Annotated in this window: 18 protein-coding genes; 16 read left to right on the top strand and 2 right to left on the bottom strand. The window is 72.2% G+C overall.

What is annotated here, in order from left to right; all coding sequences use genetic code 11:
* Positions 1–32: 32 nt before the first annotated feature.
* The 5 genes from ACLJQE_RS18610 to ACLJQE_RS18590 are packed head-to-tail and all read left to right on the top strand — an operon-like array spanning position 33 to position 11,914.
* A complete protein-coding gene (locus ACLJQE_RS18610; protein WP_410640514.1) occupies positions 33–5,939 on the top strand; it encodes an SDR family NAD(P)-dependent oxidoreductase in 5,907 nt (1,968 codons plus the stop codon).
* Positions 5,933–9,760 (top strand): beta-ketoacyl synthase N-terminal-like domain-containing protein, encoded by a 3,828-nt coding sequence (locus ACLJQE_RS18605; RefSeq protein ID WP_410640513.1) that lies wholly within the window; start codon positions 5,933–5,935, stop codon positions 9,758–9,760. Before ACLJQE_RS18610 ends, ACLJQE_RS18605 begins: the two co-directional genes overlap by 7 nt.
* A complete protein-coding gene (locus tag ACLJQE_RS18600) occupies positions 9,757–10,047 on the top strand; it encodes an acyl carrier protein (protein ID WP_410640512.1) in 291 nt (96 codons plus the stop codon). Before ACLJQE_RS18605 ends, ACLJQE_RS18600 begins: the two co-directional genes overlap by 4 nt.
* Positions 10,035–10,811, top strand: a complete 777-nt coding sequence (locus ACLJQE_RS18595; RefSeq protein ID WP_410640511.1) for an alpha/beta fold hydrolase — start codon at positions 10,035–10,037, stop codon at positions 10,809–10,811. The genes ACLJQE_RS18600 and ACLJQE_RS18595 overlap by 13 nt, the downstream gene beginning before the upstream one ends.
* Complete coding sequence (locus ACLJQE_RS18590; RefSeq protein WP_410640510.1) at positions 10,787–11,914, top strand: glycosyltransferase; 1,128 nt, start codon at positions 10,787–10,789, stop codon at positions 11,912–11,914. Before ACLJQE_RS18595 ends, ACLJQE_RS18590 begins: the two co-directional genes overlap by 25 nt.
* Before the next feature lie 98 nt (positions 11,915–12,012).
* Here the strand turns inward: ACLJQE_RS18590 and ACLJQE_RS18585 are convergent, their stop codons facing one another.
* Together ACLJQE_RS18585 and ACLJQE_RS18580 are read right to left on the bottom strand one after the other, a co-directional pair.
* A complete protein-coding gene (locus ACLJQE_RS18585; RefSeq protein WP_410640508.1) occupies positions 12,013–12,846 on the bottom strand; it encodes an ABC transporter permease in 834 nt (277 codons plus the stop codon).
* Positions 12,843–13,775 (bottom strand): ATP-binding cassette domain-containing protein, encoded by a 933-nt coding sequence (locus tag ACLJQE_RS18580; protein WP_410640506.1) that lies wholly within the window; start codon positions 13,773–13,775, stop codon positions 12,843–12,845. The genes ACLJQE_RS18585 and ACLJQE_RS18580 overlap by 4 nt, the downstream gene beginning before the upstream one ends.
* 251 nt (positions 13,776–14,026) lie before the next feature.
* Between ACLJQE_RS18580 and ACLJQE_RS18575 the strand changes: the two genes are divergently transcribed.
* Genes ACLJQE_RS18575 through ACLJQE_RS18525 form a run of 11 tightly spaced genes read left to right on the top strand, consistent with a single transcriptional unit; the run spans position 14,027 to position 25,369 of the window.
* On the top strand, positions 14,027–16,351 hold the full coding sequence (locus tag ACLJQE_RS18575) for a DUF6801 domain-containing protein (RefSeq protein WP_410640505.1): 2,325 nt from the start codon (positions 14,027–14,029) through the stop codon (positions 16,349–16,351).
* Positions 16,348–17,142 carry an MlaE family ABC transporter permease gene (locus tag ACLJQE_RS18570; protein ID WP_410640504.1) on the top strand — a complete coding sequence of 265 codons (795 nt, stop codon included), beginning with the start codon at positions 16,348–16,350 and terminating at the stop codon, positions 17,140–17,142. Before ACLJQE_RS18575 ends, ACLJQE_RS18570 begins: the two co-directional genes overlap by 4 nt.
* A complete protein-coding gene (locus ACLJQE_RS18565; RefSeq protein ID WP_410640502.1) occupies positions 17,143–17,958 on the top strand; it encodes an MlaE family ABC transporter permease in 816 nt (271 codons plus the stop codon).
* Positions 17,955–19,151 carry an MCE family protein gene (locus ACLJQE_RS18560; RefSeq protein WP_410640501.1) on the top strand — a complete coding sequence of 399 codons (1,197 nt, stop codon included), beginning with the start codon at positions 17,955–17,957 and terminating at the stop codon, positions 19,149–19,151. The genes ACLJQE_RS18565 and ACLJQE_RS18560 overlap by 4 nt, the downstream gene beginning before the upstream one ends.
* Entirely contained in the window at positions 19,148–20,164 is a 1,017-nt protein-coding gene (locus tag ACLJQE_RS18555) for an MCE family protein (RefSeq protein ID WP_410640500.1), read from the top strand. The genes ACLJQE_RS18560 and ACLJQE_RS18555 overlap by 4 nt, the downstream gene beginning before the upstream one ends.
* Positions 20,161–21,156, top strand: a complete 996-nt coding sequence (locus ACLJQE_RS18550) for an MCE family protein (protein WP_410640499.1) — start codon at positions 20,161–20,163, stop codon at positions 21,154–21,156. Before ACLJQE_RS18555 ends, ACLJQE_RS18550 begins: the two co-directional genes overlap by 4 nt.
* Positions 21,156–22,196 (top strand): MCE family protein, encoded by a 1,041-nt coding sequence (locus ACLJQE_RS18545; protein WP_410640498.1) that lies wholly within the window; start codon positions 21,156–21,158, stop codon positions 22,194–22,196. The genes ACLJQE_RS18550 and ACLJQE_RS18545 overlap by 1 nt, the downstream gene beginning before the upstream one ends.
* Positions 22,193–23,164: an MCE family protein gene (locus ACLJQE_RS18540; RefSeq protein ID WP_410640497.1), complete on the top strand. Its 972-nt coding sequence runs from the start codon at positions 22,193–22,195 to the stop codon at positions 23,162–23,164. Before ACLJQE_RS18545 ends, ACLJQE_RS18540 begins: the two co-directional genes overlap by 4 nt.
* The gene (locus tag ACLJQE_RS18535; protein ID WP_410640496.1) at positions 23,164–24,270 is read left to right on the top strand and encodes an MCE family protein; all 1,107 of its coding nucleotides are present in this window, start codon (positions 23,164–23,166) and stop codon (positions 24,268–24,270) included. The genes ACLJQE_RS18540 and ACLJQE_RS18535 overlap by 1 nt, the downstream gene beginning before the upstream one ends.
* Complete coding sequence (locus ACLJQE_RS18530; protein ID WP_410640495.1) at positions 24,267–24,764, top strand: hypothetical protein; 498 nt, start codon at positions 24,267–24,269, stop codon at positions 24,762–24,764. Before ACLJQE_RS18535 ends, ACLJQE_RS18530 begins: the two co-directional genes overlap by 4 nt.
* On the top strand, positions 24,761–25,369 hold the full coding sequence (locus ACLJQE_RS18525) for a hypothetical protein (RefSeq protein ID WP_410640494.1): 609 nt from the start codon (positions 24,761–24,763) through the stop codon (positions 25,367–25,369). Before ACLJQE_RS18530 ends, ACLJQE_RS18525 begins: the two co-directional genes overlap by 4 nt.
* Positions 25,370–25,387 lie beyond the last annotated feature (18 nt).

The raw sequence follows: 25,387 nt of genomic DNA, 5'->3' as shown, positions 1-25,387 counted from the left end.
ATCGCAACGCCCCGCGCACAGGAGGTCCGCCGATGGCCGAGCTCGTCCCGCCGTCGCACGCTCGCCGGCTGCGGTGCCTCGGGGCCGGTGATCCCGACGTGGTCGCCGCCGTCGCGCGCGCCGGCGGCCTCGGCATCCTCGACGGCGCCGATCCGGAAGACCTGCGGCTGGTCGCGGCCCGCGTCCGGGTGCCGTACGCCGTGCGGACCGACGGCCCGTTGCCCGGCGGCGCGGCCTTCGCCGTCCGCACGAAAGCGCCGTGGACCGGGGCGCTCGCCGAGGTCACGGACGTCGCCACGGCCGCCGAGGCGGTGCGCGGCGGCGCGCGGGGACTCGTCGCACGCGGTGGTGACTTGACCGATTTCGTTCTGCTGCAGCAGCTTTTGCGCACCTTCGACGTCCCGGTCTGGGGCAGTGTGGCCGGGCCGAGGACGGCCGTGGGTGCGCTCGCCGGAGGTGCGGCGGGCGTGGTCGTCAAGTCTGCTGTGGACGTGCGCCGGATCATCGGCGCGAAGGTGCCGGTGGCCGCGCTCGGCACCGGGTTGTGCCGGACGCTGGGCAGCGCGCTGCCGGTCGTCCAAGGGCCGATGACGCGGGTGAGCGACCAGCCGGGCTTCGCGGCCGCGGTCGCCGACGCGGGCGGGTTCCCGTTCATCGCGGTGGCCACGGCGAACGGTGCGCGCACCACCGAACTGCTCGCCCGGACCGCCGAGCGCCTCGGCGACCGGCCGTGGGGCGCGGGCATCCTCGGCTTCGTACCCGACGATCTGCGCGTCGCCCAGCTCGCCGCGATCCGGGCGGCGCGGCCGCGGTGCGTGCTGGTCGCCGGCGGGAAACCGGGGCAGGCCAAGGCGCTGGAGGCCGACGGGATCGCGACGTTCCTGCACGTACCCTCGCCGGTCCTGCTCCGCCAGTACCTCGACGCCGGGATCCGCCGGTTCGTCTTCGAGGGCGCCGAGTGCGGCGGGCACGTCGGCCCGCGGGCGAGTTTCGAGCTGTGGGAAGAACAACTGGCTGTCCTCGACGGCGCGAAGGACGTCGAGGTGCTGTTCGCGGGCGGGATCCACGACGCCCGCTCGGCCGCCGTGGTCGCCGCGATGGCCGAGCCGCTCGACGCCGCCGGCGTCCTGATGGGCACCGCGTACCTCTTCACCGAAGAAGCCGTGACGCACGGCGCGATCACCGGGCTGTTCCAGGAACGTGCGCTCGACGCGGACGCCACCGTGACGCTCGAAACCGCTCCCGGTCACCGCACGCGGTGCCTGCCCAGCCCGTACACGGCGGAGTTCACACAGGTCAAGGCCAGTTTGGGGGACACGCCCGAAGTGTGGCAGCGGCTGGAAGAGCTGAACACCGGACGGCTGCGGGTCGCCAGCAAGGGCGTCCGTCGCGACGGTGCGGCACTCGACGTCGCCACCCAGCTGGCCGAGGGGATGTTCATGGCGGGCCAGGTGGCCGTCCTGCGCGACCGCCGGACGACGATCGCCGAGCTCCACCGCGAGGTCACCGCCGGGAAGACGTTCGCGCGCGCCGAAGAACCCGTCGACGCGGCGGACTCGCACGACATCGCGATCATCGGCATGGCGTGCACGTTCCCCGGTGCCCGCGACCTGCCGGCGTTCTGGTCGAACATCCTCCGCGGCGAAGACGCCGTCACCGAAGTGCCCCGCGACCGCTGGGACCCGGACGTCTACTTCGGACAGTCGACGTCGAAGTGGGGTGGCTTCTTGCCCGCGCTGGACGTCGATCCTCTTGTGTTCGGCATCCCGCCGTCGGCGATGGGCAGCATCGACCCGGCGCAGCTGGTGTCCCTGGAAACCGCGCGCCGCGCGCTGGCCGACGCCGGGTACGCGAACCGGGACTTCGACCGCGAGCACACGAGCGTCGTGTTCGGCGCGGAGGCGGGCGGCGACCTGGCGAACGCGGGCACGCTGCGGTCGCTGCTCGACGGCTACCTCGGCGAAGTGCCGCCCGAGCTGCTCGCGCAGCTGCCGGAACCGACCGAAGACACGTTCCCGGGCACGCTGGCCAACGTCATTTCCGGCCGCATCGCGAACCGGCTCGACCTCGGCGGCGCGAACTACACGGTGGACGCGGCGTGCGGTTCGTCGCTGGCCGCGTTGGACCTCGCGGCGAAGGAGCTACGTGCGGGAACGAGCTCGCTGGTCCTGTGCGGCGCGGTCGACCTGCACAACGGCATCCACGACTACCTGATGTTCACCTCGGCGGGCGCGCTGTCCCCGACGGGCCGCTGCCGCCCGTTCGCCGCGGCGGCCGACGGCATCGCGCTCGGCGAGGGCGTGGCGTGCCTGGTGCTGAAGCGCCGGGCCGACGCCGAGCGCGACGGCGACCGGATCTACGCGCTGGTCAAAGGGGTCGGCGCGGCCAGCGACGGCAAGGCGCTCGGGCTGACGGCGCCCCGCCCGGAAGGCCAGCGCCGGGCGCTGGAGCGGGCGTACCGGGACGCGGCGGTGTCGCCGGCGGACGTGGGGCTGGTCGAGGCGCACGGCACGGGAACGGTGGTGGGCGACGCAACGGAGCTGCGGACGCTGACCGGCTTCTTCACCGAAGCCGGCGCGCGCCCGGGATCCTGCGTGCTGGGGTCGGTGAAGAGCCAGATCGGCCACACCAAGTGCGCGGCGGGCCTGGCGGGGCTGATCAAGGCGGCGCTGGCGCTGTGGCACGAGGTGGTCCCGCCGACGCTGCACTTGAGCACCCCGAACGAGGCCTGGGACCCAGCGGCGAGCCCCTTCACGTTCACGACGACGGCCCGGCCGTGGGCGGATCCGGCGCGGCTGGCGGGGGTCAGCGCCTTCGGGTTCGGGGGGACGAACTTCCACGCGGTGCTGGCCGCGGCCCCGGTGGCCCCGGACCGCCGACACGGCTTGCGCGACTGGGCACCGGAGGCGGAGCAGGCGCTGGCCGAGCTGGAAGGCGCGGTGGCCGAGAAGCGAACGGCCGCGGCAGGGCGACCCGGCCCGGGCGGCGGGCTCCGCGCGGGTGGGGCCGAAGCCGGCGAAGGCGGTGCGGGCTCAGCCGATCCCGGCAAGCTCCGCGCGGGCGGGCTTGAGCAGCCGATGTCCGCGGCGAAGCGCACCGCCGCGCCCGTGACCGGCAAGATCGCCTTCCTCTTCCCCGGTCAGGGCAGCCAGCGCATCGGCATGCTCGCCGAGCTCTTCGTCCACTTCCCCGAACTCGCCGAGCTCCTCCGTCTCGCGCCCGACATCGCCGCCACCGCCTTCCCACCGCGGGCCTTCGGCGCCGAGGCCGTCGGGGCTGTCGAGGCTGTCGAGGCCCAGGAAACCGCCCTCACCGATACCCGGGTCGCCCAACCCGCGCTCGGGCTTGTCGAGATCGCCGTTACCCGGCTTCTCGCCCAGCTCAACGTCCACCCCGACTTCCTAGCCGGGCACAGCTATGGCGAGCTCGTCGCCCTCTCCGTCGCCGGTGCCTTCGACACCGCAACCCTGCTGCGGCTCAGCCGGGCCCGCGCGCAAGCCATCGCCCAGGTCGCCCGGCCTGGGGCGATGGCTGCCGTCAAAGCGCAGCGGGACCTCCTCACCGCCACCCTCATCGGCCCGGACGTTGTCGTGGCCAACCACAACGCTCCCGAGCAGGTCGTCCTCTCCGGGCCCGTCGCCGCGATCGAACGCGCGGTCCGGCGGCTCCGGGAATCCGGCATCAGCGCCCAGCGGATCCCCGTCGCCTGCGCCTTCCACAGTCCGCTGGTCGCCGCCGCGGGTGCGGTCTTTGCCCGGGAACTCACCGAAGTCACCGTGAAACCGCCGCGGAAACCCGTCTGGGCCAACCGGACCGCCAAGCCGTACCAAGACGACGTCCGCGCCGAACTGGCCGCGCAGATCGCCGCCCCGGTGCGGTTTCTCGACCAGATCGAGGCCATGTACGCGGCCGGCGCGCGGATCTTCGTCGAGGCCGGACCCGGGCGGGTGCTGTCGCGGCTGGTCAAGGACATCCTCGGCAACCGGCCGCACACCGTCGTCGCCTGCGGGCCCGATCTCCCCGGTTTCCTGGCCGCGCTGCGGAAACTCGCCGAAGCCGGTGTCGACGTCCGCACCGAACGGCTGATCCGGCCGAAACCGCCGGAACCTTCCCCCCATGCCTGGGCCGTCGACGGGCGGTCCGCCCGCGCGCCCGGCTCGGGCACCCCCGCCCTGCCCCCGGCCCGACGAATCCGGAGTACCGCCATGACCCAGCCCGCGCCCGGCCGCGACCAGGCGATCGTGGACTTCCTGCGCACCACCCGCGAGCTCGTCGCGGCCCAGCGGGAGGTCATGCTCGGCTACCTCGGCCACGCACCCGGGCAACCGCCCGCCCCGGTTCCGGTGGTGATCGAAGAGCCACAGCCGGAACCCGAACCGGTGGCCGAAACCCCGGCCGACGTCCTCGGCACGGTGATCGGCGTGATCAGCGAGCGCACCGGCTACCCGGCCGAGATGATCGCCGGCGACCTCGACCTCGAAGCCGACCTGTCGATCGACTCGATCAAGCGCACGGAGATCGCGGGCACGCTGCTGGCGCGGCTGGGGCTCCCGGCCGACGACCGCACCGACCAGCTCAGCCGCGACCGGACGGCGAATGCGCTGACGTCGCACCTGGAGAGCTGGCTGAGCCCGGTGCCCCCGGCCACCGCGCCCACCCGGTACCGGCTCGACCGGATACCGGTGCCGCTCGAGCCGGACCCCGCGCGGCTGCGCGGGAAGTCCGTGGCCGCGCCGGACGACGCCGTGCGAGCCGCCTTCGCCGCGGCCGGGGCGGAGGTTGTCACCGGGGACGCGGACATCACCGTGCTGTTCGCCCGCGACCTCACGGAGGTGTTCACCCGGCTCAAAGCGCTGCCGGGGACCGTTCTCGTGGCGGCGGAGCCGGAGACCGTGCCCGGCCTCCGGGGCCTGGTGCGCTCGGTCGCGCTGGAGCGCGACGGCGTGACGCGGCTCGTCGAGGTCACGCAGGACGTGGCGAAAACACTGGTGGACGAGGCCCTCAGCGACGGGCCCCCGGTTGTCTGCCACGATGACACCGGCCGCTTCACGATCGAGCCGCGGCCCGCCGACCTGCCGTCGATCGCCTACGCCGGGGCCGGCCCGGGCGGTGGTGAGCTCGCCGCGCTCGGCCTCGGCCCGGAGTCGGTGGTGCTGCTGCTCGGCGGGGCCCGCGGGATCACCGCGCACGCCGCGGTCGCGTTCGCCGCGGCCGGCGGGCGGATCGAGCTCGCCGGCCGCACGCCGTGGCCCGGCGAACCGGACGACCTGCCCGCCGATCCCGCCGCGATGCGCGCGGTGCTCGCCGGTCGTGGCGGCTCGGTCGCCGGCATCGAACGCCGCGTGCGGACGGTGCTGGCCCAGCGCGAAATCGGCCGGACCCTCGACGAGGTCCGTGCCGCCGGCGGTGAGCCCACCTACCGGGCACTCGACGTGCGTGACGCCGATGCCGTGCACCAGCTGGTCAAGGACGTGCACGCCCGACACGGCCGGCTCGACGGTGTCGTCTTCGCCGCCGGTGTGCTCGACGACAAGCTGATGGCCGACAAGGACGAGTCGTCGTTCCGGACGGTGTTCGAGACCAAAGTGGAGGGTGCTCGAGCACTGCTGGCCGCGTTGGCGGACGTCGAGCCGCGATTCGTCGCGTTCTTCGGCAGCATCGCCGCGGTGCTCGGCAACCGTGGCCAGACCGACTACGCCGCCGCCAACGACGCGCTCGAAACGATCGGGACGGCCTGGCCGGGCCGCGCCGTGACCGTCCATTGGGGACCGTGGGCACCCGCCGCGGACCACTCCGGCATGGTGTCGGCGGAGCTGGCGCGCGAGTACGAACGCCGTGCCGTCGCCCTGCTCGACCCGGGCGAGGCCACCGCGGCCCTGCTGCGCGAACTGGCCTACGGCACGGACCGTTCGGTGCTGTACACGGCGTCGCTGTGGTGAACCAGGAGCCGGTGGCGATCGTCGGCATGGGCGTGTTCCTGCCCGGGGCGTCCACAGTGGACCAGTATTGGCGGAACCTGGTGGACGGCGCCGACGCCGTCACCGAAGTCCCGCCGCACCGCCGGGATCCGGAGTTCCACGGCCGCGCCGGCGCCGCGCCGGACCGCACCCACGGCCGACGCGGCGGGTTCACCCCGGACACCCTGGAGTTCGACCCGGTCGCCCACGGCGTCCCGCCGACGTCCCTCGACGGCATCGAACCGGACCAGCTGACGGCGCTGGCCGTCGCCGTGACCGCGGTCGGCGACGCCGGTGGCCTCGGCCGGCTCGGCAACCCCGAACGAATCGGGGTCGTGCTCGGCCGCGGCGGGTACCTCTCGCCCGGGCTGCGGGGCTTCGACCAGCGCGTCCGCACCGTCCGGCAGATCACCCGCACGGTCGGCGAGCTGATGCCGTCGGCCGGGCCCGCCGTGCTCGAGCGGCTGCGGACGGCCTTGCTGGAGCCCCTCGGCGAGTTCCGGCCCGAGACCGCGGCCGGGCTCGTGCCGAACCTCGCCGCGGCCCGCGTGGCGAACCGGCTCGACCTCGGCGGCCCGGCGTACACGGTGGACGTCGCCTGCGCGTCCTCGCTGGTCGCCGTCGACCAGGCGATCGGCGAGCTGGCCCGCGGCCGCTGCGACGTCGTCCTCGCGGGTGGCGCGCACCAGACGCAGGACGACACGCTGTGGTCGCTGTTCACCCAGCTCGGCGCGCTGTCGCCGAGCCAGCGGATCAGCCCGCTGTCCCGCGACGCGGACGGCATGCTCATCGGCGAGGGCACCGCGATCGTCGTGCTCAAGCGGCTGGCCGACGCCCGTCGCGACGGCGACCGGGTGTACGCCGTGATCCGCGGCAGCGGCACGTCGAGCGACGGGCGCGGCGCGAGCCTGCTCAGCCCGTCGGTCGCCGGGCAGACCCTCGCCCTGCGGCGGGCCTGGGCGGGCCGCGATCCCGCGGACATCGGCCTGCTGGAAGCGCACGGCACCGCCACCCCCGCCGGGGACGCCGCCGAGCTCACCACTGTCGCCGGCTTCTTCGGCCCGGCCGGTGGGCCGCGCGCGGTGGTCGGCTCGGTCAAGTCGATGATCGGGCACACGCTGCCGACCGCCGGGGTCGCCGGGCTGGTCAAGGTGGCCCTCGCCCTGCACCACGGGGTGCTGCCGCCGACGTTGCACTGCGCCGACCCGAACCCGCTGCTCGACAAGACCCGGTTCCGGGTGCTGGCCGAGGCGCAGCCGTGGGGTGCGCTGCCGCGGGTGGCCGCGGTCAACGCGTTCGGCTTCGGCGGGGTGAACGCCCACGTCGTGCTCGAAGCCGGGGACCCGGCACCGAAGCGGCGCGTGCGCGTCGAGGAGCCGGAACGCGTGCTGCGCCTGGCCGCGCGCACGCCCGCGGAACTGCTGGAGCAGCTCGACCGGCCCGGCCCGGGTGACGGTCCGTGCCGGCTCGGGATCGTCGGCCCGGACGAGCGCAAGCGGGCCACCGCCCGCCGGGTGCTCGCCAAGGTGGCGGCCGACGGCCGGTCCTGGCACGGTGCCGGCGACGTCTGGTGCAGCGTCGACCCCCTCCTGCCGGCCGGGAAGACCGTGTTCGTCCACCCGGGACTGGAAGCCGGCGGGGAACCGCGCCTCGCGGACGTCGCCGGACACTTCGGCCTCGACCGTCCACAGTGGTCGACGGCGAGCGTGCTCGACCACGCGGCGAGCGTGTCGGCGGCCGGGCTGCTGCTCGACGAGGCGCTGCACCGGCTGGAAATCCGGCCGGACGCGGTCGCCGGGCACAGCGTCGGGGAGTGGACGGCGATGCAGGCCGCGGGGATGTACACCGCGGCGCCGGACGCACTGGCGCGCTACTGGCCGGACGGCTTCGCGCTGCCCGAGGCGGACTACCTCGTGCTGGGCGCCCCGGCGGTCCGGGTGGCCGAGCTGCTCCCCGGTGACCTCGTCGTCTCACACGAGAACGCGGCCCGGCAGACGATCGTGTGCGGGCCGCCGGACGCCGTCGCGGACTTCGCGGCCACCTGCCGTGGTGCCGGGATCGTGGCCACGACGCTGCCGTTCCGCTCCGGCTTCCACACCCCGCTGATGCGGCCGCACCTCGCGCCCTTCGCCCGGCTCGTCGCGGAGCTGGACCTGCGCGCGCCGGCGCTGCCGGTGTGGTCGGCGACCACCGCGCGGCCGTACCCGGCGGCCCCGGACGACGTCCGCCGGCTCTACCTGGACCACCTGCTGCGCCCGGTCCGGTTCCGCGAGCTGACCGAAGCCGTGCACGACGCCGGGTTCCGGGTCTTCGTGCAGGTCGGCGCCGGTCAGCTCGGTTCGTTCGTCACCGACACGCTCGGCGAGCGGCGGCACCTGGTCGTCGCGGCCGCGTCCGCCACCCGGCCCGGGCTCGCGCAGCTGCGGCGGCTCGCGACCGCGTTGTGGACCGAGGGCGGCGACCCGGACTTCACGGCGCTGGAACCGCGGCGGATCCGGCTCGCCACCGGGAACTCCCTGCTCTCGCTCGGCGAACCGGCCCGCGGTCTGCTGGACGACGCCGCAATCCTGCCCGCCGGGGTGCCGGATCCGATCGTCGCCGAGTTCACCGCGTTGCTCACCGAAACCCGCCGGGCCGCGGCGGACGTCGTCGCGGCCGCGCGACGCCGGATCGAGTCCACTGTGGAGGTTTCCGCGGCGGCCATGCCGTACCTGCGCGACCACCGGTTCTTCCGGCAGCGTGACGGCTGGCCCGACGAGTCCGACTTCCGGCCGGTGGTCCCCGCGACGACCCTGGTCGACCTGGCCTGCCGGGCGGTCGAGCGCACCTGGCCGGGCACGACGGCGGTCGCGGTGCGGGACGCGGTGTTCTCGCGGTGGCTCATCGCGGCCCCGGCGCGGCGGGTGCCGCTGGTGATGAGCCGCGAGGACGACCAGGTGACCGTCGAGATCGGACCGTACGCGCTGATGACCGTCGAGCTGGGGGCGTTCGCCCCACCGCCGTCGCGGACCGCGGTGCCGGGGCCGGAGACCGCGCCGCCGTTGAGCGCGCCCGAGATCTACGCGCGGCGCGAGATGTTCCACGGCCCGGCCTACCAGGGCCTGGCCCGGCTGAGCGGCCTCGGCGAGCAGCACATCCGCGGCGAGCTCGTCGTCCCGGAAGCGCCCGGCGGGCTGCTCGACAACGTCGGCCAGCTGCTCGGCTGCTGGCTGATGGCCACCCGGTCCGACGACCTGCTCGCGTTCCCGCGCTCGATCGGCAAGCTCACCTGGCACGGCCCCGAACCGGCGCCCGGGACGCGGCTGGAGTGCCTGGTGCGCGTCCGGCTGCCGCGGCCGGACGTCCTGGAGATGGACGCCGAGCTGGTCCGGGACGGCGGGGTACTGGCGAGCATCGAAGGCTGGCGGGACGTCCGGTTCCCGTGTGACCGCGCGGCCCACCGCGTCTACGCGTTCCCGGCGGAAAACCTGCTGGCCGAACGGCGGGACGACGGCTCGGTCGCCGTCACCGACCGCTGGCCGACGGTCGCCGCGCGGGACATCTACGCCGGGATCTACCTCAGCGCTTCCGAACGCGCCGAGTTCGCCGCCGTCCCGCCGCGGCAGCAGCGCAGCTGGCTGCTGCGGCGGATCGCCGTCAAGGACGCCGTCCGCGCGCGGCTCGGCGAACCCGTCTACCCGGCGGAAATCCGCGTCCACGACGACGGCACGGTGTCGGGCCGGCACCGGGACCTGCCGCGCTTCGCCGTCACGGTCGAGCTGACCGGCGACACCGCCACCGCACACCTTGGGAGCACGCCATGACCACCGACCACGCGTCCGCCGTCTTCGACGTCGTCGCCGAGCTGCTCGCCGAGCTCGTCGGCGACGCCGAGGTGCTCGGCATCGAGCTCACCCCGGACACGACGTTCCACGAAGACCTGCAGCTGGAGAGCATCGACCTGGTGACCTTCGCGAGCATCCTCGCCGAGCACTTCGGCGCCGACGTCAACCTCGCCGAGTACCTGGCCGAGCAGGACCTCGACGACGTCATCGGACTGACCGTCGGCGACATCGCCCGGTTCGTGGGGGAGCGCACGTGCCCACGATGACCGTCAACGGGCTGCGCACCAACGTGCAGCTCGTGCCCGCCGGCGGCACCGAGACCGTGGTGTTCCTGCACGGGATGGGCACCGACAGCCTGGCGAGCTTCTACCTCACGCTGGCGCCGCCGGTCGCGGCCGCCGGCATCGACGTGATCAGCTACGACCTGCGCGGGCACGGCAAGACCGAGCGGCCGGAGCGCGGGTACACCCTCGGGGACTTCGTCGCCGACCTCGACGACCTGCTGCGGCAGCTCGGTGTCGGGCGTCCCGTTCACCTGGTGGGCAACAGCTTCGGTGGCACCCTCGCCTACAGCTACGCCGCCGCCTACCCCGACCGCGTGCGCAGCATCGTGTGCATCGAATCCGAGCCCGCGACCGAGGTGTGGGCGGAGAAGATGAGCGCGATCCTGGCGCACACCGTGCGGTTCCTGCAGGTGGAGGCGAGCTTCGAGTGGATCGAGGCGAACTTCAGCGCCCACCACCGGCGGCTGGCGCGGCTGGCGGCCGAGCGGATCACGTCGACGAAGATGGCCGAGGAGGTGCCGCTCGGGCCGTTGCTCACCTGGGAGCAGGTGGCGGCGATCGGCTGCCCGGTGCTGTCCATTTTGGGCAGTCACGGCTACCAGGCCGACGACCTCGAAGCGCTGACTTCGCTGCTGCCGAACGGCGAGCTGCACGTGTTCGAGGGGCAGGGGCATTCGGTGCTGGTGGAGCAGCACCGGGAGGTGCGCGCGCTGGTGCTCGAGTGGATCGAACGGCACGCGGCGTGAAGTTCCTGCTGGTCGTGCCGCCGCTGGCCGGGCACGTGGCGCCGTTGCGCGGGGTGGCATCGGTGCTTTCCGCGCGGGGCCATTCCGTGGCTTGGTGCGGCCCTTGCCCCGAACTGTCCACTTTGGTCTCCGGGCACGTGTTCCCGGCGGGGGATTCGGGTCCGTTCGCGGTGGCGCTGCGGCCGCCGGGGCTGCGCGGGTTCGCCGCGTTGAAGTACCTGTGGGAGTCGTACCTGGTCCCGCTGGCCGACGCGATGGTGCCCGGGGTGCTGGCCGCCGTCGCGGCTTTCTCGCCCGATGTGGTCGTCGTGGACCAGCAGGCGATGGCGGGGGCACTGGTGGCTTCGCGGTGCGGATTGCCGTGGGCGACGTCGGCGTCGACGTCCACCGAGCTGGCCGACCCGCTGGGGGCGCTGCCGAAGATCGCGTCCTGGGTGGGTGAGCTCCAATCGGGCCTGCGCGCTCGCCACGGCGTGCTGCTCGGGGACCTGCGGTTCTCGCCGCACCTGGTGCTGGCGTTCACGACCCGGGCACTGGCCGGGGCACCCCGCCTGGCGGTGCCGGTGGCGTACGTCGGGCCGGTTCTGCCCGCTTCCCCGGGCGAGTGGTCCCTTGGGGACGATCGTCCGCTGGTCGTGGTCACCTTGGGGACGTCGAACGCATCGGCGGGCTCCCGGTTCCTCGCCGAGAGCGTGGACGCGCTGGCCGGGATGCCGTCCGTCCAAGGGCTGGTGGTGGACCCTTCGGGTGCGCTGGTGAGCGAAAGTGTCGGGCTGGCGCGGCGGATCCCGCAGCCGGCGGTGTTCGCGCGCGCGTCGGTGGTGGTCTGCCACGGCGGCCACAACACGGTGTGCGAAGCCCTGGCGGCCGGGGTACCGCTGGTGGTCGCCCCGATCCGCGACGACCAGTCGATGCTGGCCCAGCAGGTGGTCACGGCCTCGGCCGGCGTCCGGCTCCGCTTCGACCGCGCCAAGGCAGCCGACATCCGCACGGCGATCGAGTCGGCCGGCCGGCACCGCCCCGGCGCGACCCGCATCCGGCAGTCGTTCGAAGCCGCCGGCGGCCCCGAAGAAGCAGCCACCCACCTCGAATCCCTGGCTTGACCCGTACCCGGACGGTCGGCTCGCGTACCTGGGCAGTCGGCTCGCGTACCTGGAGGGTCGGGTCACGAGCCGACCCTCTGGGTACGCCAACCGACCGGCTAGGCACGGGTGCGGAAGGTGTGGGCGGCGAGGGTGGCGCCGGCCACTGCGGCGAGTGCGGCGATCAGGAGGGCGATCGGGAGGGACCAGCCGAGGGGACGGGCCAGGGCCAGTGCGCGGGTCGCGTCGATCGCGTAGGTCAGGGGGTTGACGGTTGAGACCGCGCGGACCCACGTAGGCATCGTGTCCAGTGGCATGTACGCGCTCGAGGAGAACATCAGCGGGAACATCACCACGAACGACGCCGCCTGTAAGGTTTCCGCCTTCCGCAGCCACGTCGTGATCGCGACGAACACCCAGCTCAGGCACCAGCCGACGACCAGTGTCAAGAGCAGGGCCAGCCCCAGGCCCAGCACCCCGCCCGCCGGGCGGAAGCCCAGGAAGACCACGCTCGCCAGCGCCGTCACCAGCAGCTGGACGGCGAGCCGCGCCGAGTCGGCCAGGGTGCGGGCCACCAGGACCGAGAACAGCGAGATCGGCAGGCAGCGCAGCCGTCCGGTGAAGCCGCCGTAGATCTCCGCCAGCAGGCCCGCGCCCGAGCTCATCGCCGTCGTCATGGCGATGTTGACCAGCGTCGCGGGCACCAGGAAGTTCACGTAACCCTGGTACGCCGCCACGCCCGGCAGTGCCCCGACGCCGCTGAACACCTGGCTGAACAGCAACAGCAGCACCACCGGTTGCAGCAGGCCGAAGAAGACCAGCCGCCGGTCGCCGAACGCCGTCCGCAGCGAACGCGCCGTCAGCACCCGGACCTGCGTCCAGAAGCCGGGTTCCGGCCAGGCCCCGGGGTCGCCGAGCGCGGCGACGGCCGCGCGGTGCCGGGATTGCGTCACGACGCCGCCGTCCGGTGCAGTGAAAGGTAGACGTCGTCGAGCGTCGGCTCGGTCACCGTCAGGTCCCGCAGCGGTGCGCCCGCCGCGTCGAGGGCGCGCACCACCACCGGGATGTCACCCGGGCCGGACAGCGGCACGCTGAGCACCAGCCCGGCGCGGCCGGCCGCGAGACCGAGGCGGGTCAGGGCGTCGGCCGCGCGCCGCAACGCCAGTTCGGTGCCGAACGTGCACTTCGCGGTGCGGGTGCCGAGCCGGGCCTTCAGCTGCGCCGGCGTCCCCGACACGGTGATGTGCCCGAAGCCGAGGACGACGACGTGGTCGGCCAGCCGGTCCGCCTCCTCGAGGTACTGGGTGGTGAGCACGACGGTGGTGCCGCGTGCCGCGAGCCCTTCGACGATCGTCCACAACCCGGCCCGGCTCACCGGGTCCAGCCCGGTCGTCGGCTCGTCGAGGAAGAGCACCTGCGGCGCGCCGACCAGGCCCGCGGCCAGGTCGAGCCGCCGCCGCATGCCGCCGGAATACGTGCCGGCCGGGCGGTCGGCCGCGTCTTCGAGGCCGAAGGCCGCGATCAGCTCGGTGGCCCGCGCGAGTGCCTGCCGTGGTCTGGCGCCCAGCAGCCGGGCGATCAGCACGAGGTTCCCGCGGCCGGACAGGGCGTCGTCGACCGCGGCGAACTGCCCGGTCACGCCGATCCGCCGCCGGACCGCGCGGCCGCGCTGCACGACGTCGTACCCGCAGACCCGGGCGGTGCCGGCGCTCGGCCGGACGCGCGTGCTGAGGATGTCGATCAGGGTGGTCTTCCCGGCGCCGTTGTGGCCGAGGATCGCCAGCACCGCGCCGCGGGCGACGGTGAGGCTGATCCCGGCGAGCGCGGTGACTTCGCCGTACTGTTTCGCGAGATCCGTCACGGCAATGACCGGCTGGGGCATGGCCGCTCCTTTCCTGCCGGGGAAAAGGTATCGGGACTGGGCCGTGCCGAGCAAGAAGATCGCCGCCATTCGCCGGAAGCGTGACAGTTTTCGCGAAACCGGATAGCACCCGCGTGATAAGGCCTGACCTGCGTGACTCTTCCGGGCCGGGGCGATCTCCTGCGTGTGACAAAGAATCGGACGCGGCTTGTTCACCCGGAAACACGGAGGTAGCTTTGCCGAAATTCCCCCATTTCCCGAGGTGACGAGCCGTGAAGTTTTCGTGGAAGTCGAGAAAGCCCGCCTTCGGTCTGGCCGCCGTCACCGCCGCGGCGGTCGCGGCGACCGTCGCGCTCGTCGGGGCGGGCCCGACCCAGGCCGCGCCGGTGAGCTTGACGCTGAACTACAACTGCCCGTTCCCGCTGATCGGCGACCAGGTGCTGTCGGTGAAGATCGACACCAACCTGCCCGACAACGCCGTCGCGGGTGCCGCGTCCACCCCGATCACCTTCGACGTCGACGTCACCGTGCCGGAGACCGCCACCGAGGGCCTCGCCCTGGTCGGCGCCACTGCGCTGGACGGCTCGGCGAAGGCCGCGGCCGTGCTCAAGTACCCGGTCGACAAGACGCTGAACCTGAACCTGCCGCTGACGATCGCGTCGACACCGGTGCCGCCGTCGGGCGCGTTCCACGTCAAGAGCAGCGGCAAGGCGCCGGCGGTGACGTTCCCCAGCCCCGGCACCGCGTCGGTGACGGTCGGGAACTTCAGCACCACGATGACCCCGCGCACCGCGGACGGCCAGCCGACCGACCTCGGCACGTTCACCTCGGACTGCATTGCCGTCCCGGGCCAGAACCAGCAGCTCGGCACGTTCGAGATCAAGCCGGCGGGCGGCACGACGACGCCGGCCACGCCCACGACGCCGACCACCCCGACCACCCCGACCACCGAGCCCACGACTCCCACGACGGAGCCGACGACCCCGACGACTCCCACCACGGAGCCGACAACCCCCACCACGGAGCCGACAACCCCCACGACGGAGCCGACGACCCCGACCACCGAACCCACAACGCCGACGACGGAACCGACGACTCCGACCACCGAGCCGACGACCCCCACGACCGAGCCGACCACGCCGACGACGGAACCGACGACTCCCACCACGGAGCCGACGACCCCGACGACCGAGCCGACGACTCCCACGACGGAGCCGACGACCCCGACGACCCCGACGACGGAACCGACCACGCCGACCACGGAGCCGACGACCCCGACGACCGAGCCCACGACTCCGACCACCGAGCCCACGACCCCGACCACCCAGCCGACGAACCCGCCGGGCGGCATCGAGGTCAAGTACTCCGTGCAGGGCAAGTCGGTCCTCAAGCAGCTGCACGCCACGCTGCCCCTCGGCCCGGGCACCCTGGACGCGAAGCTCGACGCGGCTTCCGGCAAGTTCGGTGCCCAGCTCACGCTGCCGAAGTCGGACGTCCACTTCCGCGTCCTCGGCTTCATCCCGGCGTCCGCGACGGTCAGGCTGAACCAGGTCGGCGCGATCACCGGCACCCTCACCGCCGGTGCGGTCAAGGCGAACGCCCAGGTCGACGTCCAGCTCACCAAGGTCCGCGTGTTCGGCTTCCCGATCCTGTCGTCGAAGTCGTGCCACACGGTCAAGCCCGCGGACGTGCCGCTCGTTTCGGCGCCCGGGTTCGACCCGCTCAAGGGCGGCAAGCTGAGCGCGACCTACGGCATCCCGCGGTTCACCGGCTGCGGTTTCCTGACCGGCCTGATCACCGGCATCACCTCGGCCCCGGCAACAAGCTGGACGTCACCCTCACCAAGAAGTGAAGGAACCTCGCTCGATGAGGAATTTCGGATGCTGACCCGGTTGTCACTGGTGCTGGCACTGGCCGCGGTCTCGCCCGGCGCCGCGGAAGCGGCGCCGAGCGAAACCGCGGAACCAGCAGCGGCGGCCACGCAGATCCCCTTCGGCTTCACCCTCGGGGACGCGCAGCAGCCGACCACGAGCCACGTGGCCAAGCTCGGGTCCGACATCGCCTTCCCGCCGGGCACCTTCGACGGCGCGCTGGGCGGTCTCACGAACACCGTGCCGATCTCCGGCAAGCTGAACATCCCGCCCACGAACGGCTACTTCGTCGCGTTCCGGTTCATGGCCACCACTGGCCGGGTCGAAATCGTTCCGGACGGCGATGCCTCGGGGACGGCCACCGTGCGCACGGGCAAGGACAAGGACTGCAAGGCCACCCAAACCAACATCTGCGCCGACACGGACGTGACCGCGAAGGTGTTCATCAAGCTTTCGGACGTGCAGGTGGACGGCCGCGTCCTCGACGTCGGCCCCAACTGCCGGACGGCCCAGCCCTCGGCGGTCACCATCAAGGCACTGGTGCCGATTTCGCTGCCGGCCCCGCCGGTGAAGGTGACGTCGACCTTCACCACGCCCCCGTTCGCCGGGTGCGTCGGGCACGAGGACGTCAGCCGGCTGCTGACCGGCCTGGTTTCCGGGCCGGGCAACACCTTCGTCTCGAACCTCACGTTGCGCTGCTTCAGCACCGGGTGCAAGCAGCCATGACGACTTTCCTCGGCGATGCGCCGCAGAAGGCCGCGAACGGCCTGCGCGAGTTCGGCCGGATGTGCGCGATGGGCCTCGACGTCCTCGTCGCCATGGTCCGCCGCCCGTACCAGGTGCGGGAGTTCGTCCAGCAGTTCTGGTTCATCGCCAGCGTGTCCATCACCCCGGCGATCCTGGTCTCCATCCCGTTCGGCGCGGTCATCTCGCTGCAGCTCGGCTCGCTCACCAGCCAGATCGGCGCCCAGCAGTTCAACGGCGCGGCGAGCGTCCTGGCCGTCGTGCAGCAGGCCAGCCCGATCGTGACGACGCTGATCATCGCCGGTGCGGGCGGCAGCGCCATCTGCGCCGACCTCGGCGCCCGCAGCATCCGCGAGGAGATCGCCGCGATGGAGGTGCTCGGCGTCTCGCCGATCCACCGCCTGGTCGTGCCGCGCGTGCAGGCCGCCGTCGGGGTGTCCGTGCTGCTGAACGGCCTGGTCAGCGTGGTCGGCGTGGCCGGCGGCTACTTCTTCAACGTGATCGTCCAGGGCGGCACCCCCGGCGCGTACCTGGCCAGCTTCAACGCCCTCGCGCAGCTGCCCGACCTGGTCGTCAGCTCGATCAAGGCCGTCATCTTCGGCTACCTCGCCGGCGTCGTCGCGGCCTACCGCGGCCTGAACCCGAAGGGCGGCCCCAAGGGCGTCGGCGACGTCGTCAACCAGTCCGTCGTCATCACGTTCCTCCTGCTGTTCTTCGTCAACACCGTGCTGACCGCGCTGTACCTGCAGCTCGTCCCGGCGAAGGGAACCTGAGTGGCCATCCTCGGCAAACCCGGCGACCGGCTGTTCGACCTCGGCGACCAGCTGCTCTTCTACGTCCGCGCGCTCGCCGCCGTCCCGCTCGCCGTGACGCGGTACTTCCGCGAGGTCGTCCGGCTGCTGGCCGAAGTGACGTTCGGCAGCGGCGCCCTCGCGGTGATCGGCGGCACGATCGGCGTGATGGTCGGGCTGTGCGTGTTCACCGGCGTCACCGTGGGCCTGCAGGGCTTCAGCGCGCTGAACCAGATCAACATCTCGGCGATGACGGGCTTCCTGACGGCGTACTTCAACACCCGGGAGATCGCGCCGCTGGTGGCCGGGCTCGCACTGTCGTCCACTGTGGGCAGTGGGTTCACCGCGCAGCTCGGCGCGATGCGGATCTCCGAGGAGATCGACGCGCTGGAGGTGATGGCCGTGCGGAGCATGCCGTACCTGGTCACGACCCGGATCGTCGCCGGGTTCATCGCGATCGTCCCGCTGTACGTCGTCGGGTTGCTGATCTCCTACCTCGGCTCGCGGCTGACCACGGTCGTCTTCTTCGGCCAGTCCGGCGGCACCTACGACCACTACTTCACGCTGTTCCTGCCGCCCGGCGACGTGCTGTGGTCGTTCGGCAAGGTGCTCGTCTTCAGCGTCGGCGTGATCCTGACGCACTGCTTCTACGGCTACCGCGCGAGTGGCGGCCCGGCCGGGGTCGGCGTCGCGGTCGGCCGGGCCGTGCGGACGTCGATCGTGCTGATCAGCGTGCTCGACCTGTTCCTGTCCCTGGCCATCTGGGGCGCGACGACCACGGTGAAGGTGTCCGGATGAGCCGGTTGCCCACGCAGCTCGCCGGGGTCGCCTTCCTCGGCGTGCTCGTCCTGCTCGGCTGGCTCGCGGTGGCCGTCTACGACAAGGACTTCGACGACGCCGAGCTGGTGACGCTGCGGGCGGACCGCGTCGGCAACCAGCTCGCGCCGACCGCGGAGGTCAAGGTCAAGGGCGTTCCGTTCGGCGAGGTGCGGGCGGTGCGCAGCACGCGTGCGGGCGCCGAGATCGACCTCGCCCTCGACCCGGAGAAGCTCGGTCGGCTGCCCCGGAACGTCTCCGCGCGGCTGCTGCCGAAGACGGTTTTCGGCGAGCGGTACGTCAACCTGGTGCTGCCGGACAGTCCACAAGGGACGCTTCGGGCCGGGGACGTGATCGCCCAGGACCACTCCACCAACGCCATCGAGCTGGAACGCGTGCTCGGCGATCTGCTGCCGCTGCTGCGCGCGGTCCAGCCGCAGAAGCTCAACAGCTCCCTCGGTGCGATCTCCCAGGCCCTCGACAACCGCGGCAAGCCACTGGGCGAGAGCTTCGTGCAGCTGAAGGACCTCCTCGCGCAGCTGAACCCGCTGATGCCGCAGTTCAAGGCCGACGTCACCGGGCTGGCCGACGCCGCCGACGTCTACACGTCAGCCGCGCCGGACATCCTGCAGGCGCTGAGCGACCTGTCGACGACCGCGAAGACCATCGTGGACACCCGGGCCGACCTCGACCACCTCTACTCGAGCGTCACCGGCGCCACCGGGCACCTCAACGAGTTCCTGCGGAAGAACAAGGACAACCTCATCGGCGTTTCGGCGGCGAGCCGGCCGACGCTGGAGCTGCTGGCTCGCTACTCGCCGGAGTTCCCGTGCCTGTTCGACGCCGTCAACCGGCTGAAACCGCTGATGGAGAAGGCCCTCGGCAAGGGCACGAACGAGCCGGGCCTGCACGTGACGCTCACCGTGCAGGACCCGCGCGAGAAGTACGTCCCCGGCCGGGACACCCCGCGGTTCGACGCCACCGGCGGCCCGAAGTGCCACGGCGGCGGCGCGGCGGCCGCGAGTGCGACCGGCGGCGACCTCGGCCCGGCGAACTCGCCCGGCGAACGGCAGCTCGTCGCCGAGCTCCTGCGGCCGGCGCTGGGTGACGTGCCCGACTGGAGCAGCGTCCTCATCGGACCGGCGCTGCGCGGGACGGAGGTGACCGTCCGATGAGGAGCGTTGCCGGACCAGCCGTCAAGGGCCTGGTCTTCTTCCTGGTCACCGCGGCCGCCACCGCCGTGCTCGCGATCACGATCGCCAACTCCGGCGTCGGCGCGACGATCGGGTACACCGCCCGGTTCACCGATGCGACGTCGGTCAACCGCGGTGACGAAGTGCGGATGGCCGGGGTCCGGATCGGCCAGGTCGACTCGGTGCGGGTCGTCGAACACCGCCTCGCCGACGTCGAGTTCTCGGTCGGCCGCACGCACCGGCTCACCGCGTCGGCCTCGGTCACCATCCGCTACCGGAACCTCGTCGGGCAGCGGTACCTCTCGATCGACCCGGGCGCCACCGACACGTCGCCGACGCTCGCCGAAGGCGCGCAGATCCCGCTCGAGCGGACCAAACCGGCACTCGACCTCACCGCGTTGTTCAACGGCTTCAAGCCGCTCTTCCAGGCCCTGTCACCGAACGACGTCAACCAGCTGTCGTTCGAAATCATCCAGGTCCTGCAGGGGGAGGGCAGCACGATCGACAGCCTGCTGCGGCACACCGCGTCACTGACCTCGACACTGGCCGGAAAGGACGCCCTGATCGGCCAGGTGATCGGCAACCTCAACACCGTGCTCGACACGCTGAACAGCCAGGGCGACCAGTTCGACACGCTCGTCGACACGACCGCCCAGCTGGTCACCGGCCTCGCCGCGGACGCCCAGCCGATCGGACAGGCCATCGGCGGCCTCGGCGAACTGACCACGGCCACCGCCGGGCTGCTCGAACAGGGCCGCCGTCCGCTCAAGGACAGCATCACCGCCCTCGGCGACCTGTCGAAGAACCTGGCCGACAACACGCCGGTGTTCCAGCAGTTCCTCGACAACCTGCCGAAGAAGCTCGACCGGATCGGCACGCTCTTCTCCTACGGCTCCTGGGCGAACTTCTACCTGTGCGCGGTGGAGACCGACGCGAAACCGGCGCCGGGCGGTCCGCCACCGGGCATCCCCGTGACGGCTGCGAGGTGCCGGTGAAACCGTTCCGCAGCCGCGACCCGATCGCCGTCGGCGCGGTGACCGCGCTGGTCATGGCCCTGATCGGCGGGGCAACGTTCTTCTCCGACGACCTGCCGGTCATCGGCGGCGGCACGACGTACCGGGCCGAGTTCCACGAGGCCGCCGGCCTGAAGCCGAACGACGAGGTCCGCGTCGCCGGCGTGAAGGTCGGCGAGGTCACCGACGTGGTGCTGGCCGGCGACCACGTCGAGGTGGTGTTCCGGGTCCGTGACACCTGGGTGGGCAACCGGACCACGGCGGCGATCAAGATCAAGACACTGCTCGGCCAGAAGAACCTGGTGCTCGACCCGGTCGGCAACGCCGAGCTGGACCCCGGCCGGCCGATCCCCGCCGAGCGGACGAGCTCGCCCTACGACGTCACCGCGGTGTTCAACGACCTGGCGAGCACGGTCGGGGCGATCGACACCGAGCAGCTCGCGCAGGCGTTCCGCGTGCTGTCCGACACGCTCGGCGCGTCCGCTCCCAGCGACGTCAAGACGGCTTTCAACGGGATCGCCGCCCTGTCGCAAACGCTTGCTTCTCGCGACGAGGAACTGGTCAAGCTGTTCCAGAACACCAACCAGGTCTCGAAGACACTCGGCGAACGCTCCGACCAGATCCAGGCGCTGATCCGCGACGGCAACACGCTGCTCACCGAGCTCAACGCCCGCAAGGACGCCATCGCCAAGCTGTTCACCGGCATCAAGAACCTCTCGATCCAGCTGCGCGGCCTGGTCGCCGACAACCAGAAGACGCTCGGCCCGGCGCTCGACCAGCTCGACCGCGTGGCCACCGTCCTGCAGCGCAACCAGGGGAAGCTGGAGGACAGCCTGCGCCTGGCCGGCCCGTTCTACCGGCTGCTCGGCAACGCCGTCGGCAACGGCCGGTGGATCGACACCTACCTCTGCGGGCTGATCCCCACCGGCATCACACCGGGCAGCTGCCAGCCGCCGAAGAACGGAGGACGCTGATGGCCCACCAGGCTTCGAAAGGGGCACTTTCACGTGAAAGTGCCCCTTCCCCGCTCGCCGACCTCGGGACGCGGGCGAAGCGCCAGTCGCGGTTGCGGGCCCTCTCGGTCGGTGTGCTGCTGGCGCTCGTCGTCTCGGCCGCCTGGCCCCTGGTCACCGCGCCGCGTGACCGGACGCTGACCGCGTACTTCACCGCCGCCGTCGGTATTTACCCGAACTCGGACGTCCGCGTCCTCGGCGTCGCGATCGGCTCGGTCACCGAAGTGGAACCGAACGGCACGGACGTCAAGGTGACGATGACGCTGCGGCCCGGGGTGGCGCTGCCCGCGGACGCCGGCGCCGTCGTCATCACGCCCAGCCTGGTGGCCGACCGGTACGTCCAGCTCACGCCCGTCTACCGCGGCGGACCGCAGCTGGCCGACGGCGCGTCGATCCCCCGGGAGCGCACCGCGACGCCGGTCGAGGTCGACGACCTGCTGCACAGCCTCAACCAGCTGATGTCCGCGCTCGGCCCGCAGGGCGCCAACAAGGACGGCGCGGTGAGCGACGTCCTGACCCGCTCGGCGGACTACCTGAACGGCACCGGGCAGACCATCGGCCAGGCGATCAAGAACCTCGGCGAGTTCGCCCGCACCGCGAGCGACTCGAAGGACGACCTGTTCGGCTCGGTCGACAACATCAGCAAGTTCACCGCGATGCTCGCCGCCAACGACGGGCAGGTCAAGCAGGCGATCTCGCAGATCGCGTCGCTGAGCAAGGTGCTGGCCGGCCAGCGTGACCAGTTCTCCGGCGCGCTGACCGAGCTGACCCAGGCGCTGACCGTCGTGCAGGGGTTCGTCAAGGACAACCGCGGCAAAATTCAGTCCGATGTGGACAAACTGGCCGACGTCACGGAGGTGCTGGTGAACCAGAAGAACTCCCTCGCCGAGGCACTCGACGCGGCCCCGAACGCCCTGACGAACCTCCTGGGCGCCTACGACCAGGCGAACGGGACCATCGACGGACGCGGCAACCTCCTCGAATTCGCGGAGCCGAAATGAAGTCGCCGGTCAAGCTGGCCGCGGTGGTGATCCTCGCGCTGGTCACCACCGGCTGCGGCAACGGCGCGAGCGTCTACGACATCCCGCTGCCGGGCGGTGCCGCGCTCGGCGATCACCCGATCCACGTCACCGCGAGCTTCACGAACGTGCTGGACCTGGTGCCGCAGTCCGGGGTCAAGGTCAACGACGTCCCGGTCGGCCAGGTGGTCAAGGTCGAGCTCGCCCCGGACTCCCGCAGCGCGGTCGTCGAGCTGCTGCTCAACGGCGACGTCGACCTGCCGGGCAACGCCGTCGCCCGGCTGCGGCAGGCCGGTATCCTCGGCGAGAAGTTCGTCGAGCTCGCCCCGCCGGACGACGCGACGCCGTCGGGGCGGCTCCTCGACGGCGCGACCGTCCCGCTCGATCGCTCGACGTTGACGCCCGAGATCGAGGAGGTCTTCGGGGCGCTGTCGCTGCTGCTCAACGGCGGTGGCGTGGCGCAGGTCCAGAACATCAGCCGCGAGCTGAACGAAGCACTCGGCGGTCGCGAAACGGCAGCGCGTTCGCTTTTGGCCAATCTGGACACCTTCGTGCGGGGGCTCGACGAGCACCGGAACGAAATCACCAGGGCCATCGAGAGCGTCAACAAGCTCGCCGCGACGCTGAACGCGCACACCGACAAGATCACGACGACGCTCACCGGCCTGACACCCGGCATCGGCGTGCTCAACCAGCAGCGGGAAGCGCTGGTCGGGATGCTCAAGTCCCTGGACGGGCTGACCTCGGTCGCCGTCGACACGGTGAACCGCAGCAAGGACGATCTGGTCGCCGACTTGCGCGCGCTGGAGCCGCTGCTGCGGCGGTTGGCCGATTCCGGCGACAAGCTGCCCAAAGCCATGGAGATGATCTTCACCTTCCCGTTCCCGGACGCCGCGCTCGACACGATCCGCGGCGACTACCTCAACGGGTTCCTGAAGGCAGGCCACTGATGCTGACCCGGTTCGTGCGCGTCCAGGTGACGGTCTTCGTCGTCATCGCCGTCCTCGGCGTCGCCTACGTCGGGGCCACCTACGCGGGTCTCGACAAGGTGTTCTTCGACCGCGGCTACACCGTGACGGCGCAGTTCCCGACCGGCGGCGGCATCTTCACGAACGCCGAGGTCACCTACCGCGGGGTGCCGATCGGACGGGTCGGGCCGCTGCGGCTCACTCCGGCCGGGATGGAGGCCGACCTGGAGATCGACTCCGGCACCGCGCCGGTCCCGGCCGACACCGAAGCCGTCGTCGCGAACCGGTCGGCCGTCGGCGAGCAGTACGTCGACCTGCGGCCGCGCACCGACGGCGGCCCGAAGCTGCACGACGGCTCGGTGATCACCCAGGCGGACACGAAGATCCCGCTGCCGGTAGACGTCGTCTTGTCGACAGTGGACTCGTTCGCCAACTCGGTGCCCAAGCCCGCGCTGCGCACGGTCGTGGACGAGCTGTACAACGCGACGTCCGACGCCGGCCCGGCGCTGGACCAGCTGGTCGGCCGCGGCATCGAATTCGTGCAGGCGGCGAGCGCGCACGTCGGGCCGCTGACCCGGTTCGTCACCGACGCGCACACGGTGCTCGACACCCAGGTGCAGCAGGCCGGCGCGATCCGCGAGTTCGGGGCCAACGCGAAACTGCTGGCTTCGACGCTCAAGCAGGCCGACGGCGACCTGCGCACGCTGATCCCGGCGGTGCCCGCGGCCGCGAACGAGGTCGGCGCGCTGATCCGCGACTCCGGGCCGAGCCTGGGTGTGCTGCTGGCGAACCTGCTGACCACCGCGGACGTCCTGGAAACGCGTCAGGACGGGCTCCGGCAGCTGCTGATCACCGCGCCGCAGGCGGTCGCCGCGGGCCGCGCGATCGTGCGGCCGGATGGCGTCCACATCGGACTGTCGCTGACGTTCTTCGACCCGCCGCCGTGCACCACCGGGTACACGACGCCGTACCGCAACGGCCTCGACACGTCCGTCCGCCCGCTGAACACGGCCGCGCGCTGTGCGCTGCCGAAGGGTGACCCGACGAACGTGCGGGGCTCGCAGAACGCACCGGGAGGACGGCCGTGAGGATGTTCGCGTTGCCGGCCGCGGTCTTGGCGACCGTTGCGGCCGGGTGGTCGGGTTTCACCTGGTGGCAGGCGGCGCACGACGACGGCGTCGCGCGTGCGGTCGTCCGGGAAGAGGCCTTGCGGGCGGGCCGGACGGCGGTCGCCGGACTGACCACTTTGGACTACCGCCAGGCCGCCCCCGGGTACCAGCGCTGGCTGGACCTCTCCGGTGGCGCACTGCACGACGAGCTTTCCGCCGACCGGCAGGGCGGCCTCGACCGGATCGCCCAGGCGAAGACCGTCACCACCGGCAAGGTGACCGACGCCGCGGTGACCGAAGTGGACACCGGCGCGGGCACGGCGAAGCTGATCGCCTCGGTCGAGCTGGTCGTGACCCCGGACGGCGGCGACGCCGTGACCAAGCGCAACCGGTTCCAGGCCGATCTGACGCGCGGGCCGGACGGCTGGCGCGTCACCGGCCTCGGCCAGGTTCCCGTGGGGGAGGCACCATGAAGACAGCGGTGAAGAAGCGCACGGTGAAGGTCGCGGGGCGCCACCACGAGGACCCTCGTGAGGATTTTGACGGGGTGGAACCCGCGTTGTCACTCACGACCGGCGGGCCACGGCGGCGGGCGCGGGTGGTGCTCGCGGGGGTGGCCGTGCTCATGGCCGCGCTCGCGGTGTGGTTCACGCTCGAAGCGCGGAGCACGAACGCCGTCGTCGCGCACAACAGCGCGCTTTCCGACGTCGCCGGTACCGGGGAGGCCGCCAAGCAGATCAGCGCGGCGCTCGGCACGGTCTTTTCCTACCGCTACGACGATCCGGCCAAGAGCGAGCAGGCGGCGAAGGACGTCCTCACCGGACCCGCGCTCGCGCAGTACGAACAGCTCTTCGGCCAGGTCCGCAAGCAGGCCGAAGAGCAGCAGCTCGTGGTCACCTCCACCGCCGTAGCGTCGGGTGTGAAGCTCCTGGACGGGGACCGCGCGGCGCTGCTGGTGTTCCTCGACCAGACCGGAACGAGAGGCGACGGGCAACGCAGCACCGGCGCCGCCCAGCTGAGCGTCACGGCCGAGCGCGTCGCCGGGAAGTGGCGCGTCACCGGGATGGCTGCCGCCTGAGGATGCGCGAGGAACCCA

Origin of the sequence: Amycolatopsis sp. lyj-346, from assembly GCF_046548975.1 — a bacterium.
Lineage (GTDB): Bacteria > Actinomycetota > Actinomycetes > Mycobacteriales > Pseudonocardiaceae > Amycolatopsis.
Note: the sequence above shows the minus strand (reverse complement) of the source record. Positions and strands in the feature narration are given on the sequence as shown.

Excerpts from the sequence above, each read along its gene's own strand:
- ACLJQE_RS18580 (WP_410640506.1), bottom strand. The coding sequence starts at position 13,775 with ATGCCCCAGCCGGTCATTGCCGTGACGGATCTCGCGAAACAGTACGGC.
- ACLJQE_RS18535 (WP_410640496.1), top strand. The coding sequence starts at position 23,164 with ATGCTGACCCGGTTCGTGCGCGTCCAGGTGACGGTCTTCGTCGTCATC.
- ACLJQE_RS18600 (WP_410640512.1), top strand. The coding sequence starts at position 9,757 with ATGACCACCGACCACGCGTCCGCCGTCTTCGACGTCGTCGCCGAGCTG.
- ACLJQE_RS18560 (WP_410640501.1), top strand. The coding sequence starts at position 17,955 with ATGAGCCGGTTGCCCACGCAGCTCGCCGGGGTCGCCTTCCTCGGCGTG.
- ACLJQE_RS18545 (WP_410640498.1), top strand. The coding sequence starts at position 21,156 with ATGGCCCACCAGGCTTCGAAAGGGGCACTTTCACGTGAAAGTGCCCCT.
- ACLJQE_RS18555 (WP_410640500.1), top strand. The coding sequence starts at position 19,148 with ATGAGGAGCGTTGCCGGACCAGCCGTCAAGGGCCTGGTCTTCTTCCTG.
- ACLJQE_RS18525 (WP_410640494.1), top strand. The coding sequence starts at position 24,761 with ATGAAGACAGCGGTGAAGAAGCGCACGGTGAAGGTCGCGGGGCGCCAC.
- ACLJQE_RS18570 (WP_410640504.1), top strand. The coding sequence starts at position 16,348 with ATGACGACTTTCCTCGGCGATGCGCCGCAGAAGGCCGCGAACGGCCTG.
- ACLJQE_RS18540 (WP_410640497.1), top strand. The coding sequence starts at position 22,193 with ATGAAGTCGCCGGTCAAGCTGGCCGCGGTGGTGATCCTCGCGCTGGTC.
- ACLJQE_RS18610 (WP_410640514.1), top strand. The coding sequence starts at position 33 with ATGGCCGAGCTCGTCCCGCCGTCGCACGCTCGCCGGCTGCGGTGCCTC.